Below are 2,103 nucleotides of genomic sequence, written 5' to 3' on the forward strand. Positions count from 1 at the left end.
CCTCGATCTCGGCGATGCGGTCGGCATCCGCCGAGATGTTGCGGATGTAGATCGCCCGCACCCGGCCCGGATGCTCGGCCACCACCTGCGCGTAGACCTCCGGGTCGTGCTGGCCGCTGTCGCCGATCAGCACGAAGGGCAGGTCGCGGTAGAGCGCCAGCATGTTGCCGATGAGGATGCGCTTGTGGTCCTCGGCCCGGCGCGGCAGCGGGTGCGTCCAGGACAGGCCCCACTCGCGCAGGAACAGCACCGGCCCGGCGGGAATCGCGTGGCGGGCGAAGAACGCGCTCAGCACCTCGTAGAGGCCCCAGGGCGCGCGCGAGACGTAGAGCATCGGGTTGCGCTCGCCCGCCCGCCCGTCGTGGAGCGCCCGGTAGAGCGTGGCGACCCCCGGGAAGGCGACGCGGCTCTCGGCATCCTCCACGAAGAGGCGCCAGAGCATCACCAGCTTGTTGGCGACGCCCGTGTGCATCACCGTGTCGTCGATGTCGCTGATCACCGCGAAGCGCGCACGCGGCGGGGGCACGTAGATCTCTCCCCGCGCCTCGACCGGCGGGTCGGCCTCGAGCGTCAGATCGACCACGTGCCAGGGCCCGTCGCAGTCGGGCATCGCGCGCGGGCTCAGGTGCACGCGGAAATAGCCGTCGCGGTCGGTGGCGACGCGCTGCTCGGTGCCGCCGAAGCGGGCGGTGACGGGCGCGCCCTTGACCGCGCGCCGGGCGATGCGGCGGGCGACGTCGCGCCAGAGGTCGGCGAGCGAGTCGCGGTCGGCGTCCGGGTTCGGACGCGACTGCCGGAAGACCCGGCCGATCAGGAAGATCTCCTCCCGGGAGCCGTAGCCGCGATAGGGCTCCAGCACGATGCCGCCCCGCCCTTGTGCCCGCCGCACCGGGCGCGACAGCAGCCGCAGCGTGCCCCGGGTGACCTTGTAGAGCCTCGACCGCGCCATCCCGCTCTCCTCGACGGAATCATATGATCCGAGAGGCCCGAAAGTTCGCCCGCGCTTCGAAACGCCGTGGAGATCAGGCCTCGAGATGCCGCGCCCGCACGAGGCGCCAGGCGAGGCCGCCGCGCGGGCCGGCCACCAGCGAGACCGCGTAGAGCGCGCCCGCCGCCAGCACGATGGCCGGGCCGCTCGGCAGGTCGAAGCGGTAGGAGAGGGCGAGCCCGATCACGCTCGACAGGGCGCCCACCAGCATCGAGACCGGGATCAGGCCGCTCAGGCCCCGCGCCCAGAACCGCGCGGCGATGGCCGGCAGCAGCATCAGCCCGACGGCGAGCAGGGTGCCGAGCGCCTGGAAGCCGGCCACGAGGTTCACCACCACCAGCCCCAGGAAGGCGTAGTGCGCCGGCCCGCCCGCCCGGCTGACTGTGCGCAGGAAGAGCGGATCGACGCACTCCATCACCAGCGGCCGGTAGAGCAGGGCCAGCGCGAAGAGCGTGAGCGAGCTGATCCCGCCGAGCAGCCACAGGGCCGGGTCGTCGAGCGCCAGCACCGTGCCGAACAGGATGTGCAGGAGGTCGATCTGCGAGCCGCGCAGCGACACGAGGAGGACGCCGGCCGCCAGCGAGATCAGGTAGAAGGCGGCCAGACTCGCATCCTCGCGCAGCACCGTCGAGCGGGTGACGAACCCCGCGAGCAGCGCCACCGCCAGGCCCGCCGCGAGGCCGCCCAGCGTCATCGCGGGCAGCGACAGGCCGGCCACGAGGAAGCCCACCGCCGCCCCGGGCAGGATCGCGTGGCTCATCGCCTCGCTCATCAGGCTCATGCGCCGCAGCATCAGGAACACGCCGAGCGGGGGCGCCGAGAGCGAGAGCGCGAGGCAGCCGACCAGCGCCCGGCGCATGAAGCCGAACTCGAGGAAGGGGGCGAGAAGGTCGCTCACGCCGCGCTCCCGTGCCCGTGGCCGGCCTGTTCGTGGCCGTGCTCGTGGCCGTGCGCGTGGCCGTGCGCGTGGGTGTGGGCGTGGGCGCGCTCGTGGCCGTGCGCCTGCGCGGGGTCCGGATGCGCCGGAGCGTGGTCGTGGCCGCGCGCGCACACCCCCGCCGCCTCGTCCCAGGCCTCGGAGAGGCGGGCGGCGCGGGCGAGGTTCTGGGGGGTCA

The 2,103-nt window shown here is 73.6% G+C and carries 2 protein-coding genes and 1 pseudogene; all 3 read right to left on the bottom strand.

What is annotated here, in order from left to right; genetic code table 11:
• Positions 1-949, bottom strand: a 949-nt coding sequence (locus AX737_RS20675) for a phosphatase domain-containing protein (protein ID WP_066924526.1), incomplete at its 3' end; no start/stop codon positions are given.
• Positions 950-1,022: 73 nt separating this feature from the next.
• Positions 1,023-1,847 carry a metal ABC transporter permease gene (locus AX737_RS20680; RefSeq protein WP_082773180.1) on the bottom strand — a complete coding sequence of 275 codons (825 nt, stop codon included), beginning with the start codon at positions 1,845-1,847 and terminating at the stop codon, positions 1,023-1,025.
• Between the two features lie 35 nt (positions 1,848-1,882).
• A pseudogene (locus AX737_RS34675) lies at positions 1,883-2,103 on the bottom strand (ABC transporter); the annotation flags it as partial.

Origin of the sequence: Methylobacterium sp. CCH5-D2 (genome assembly GCF_001556475.1) — a bacterium.
Taxonomy (GTDB): domain Bacteria; phylum Pseudomonadota; class Alphaproteobacteria; order Rhizobiales; family Beijerinckiaceae; genus Methylobacterium; species Methylobacterium hispanicum.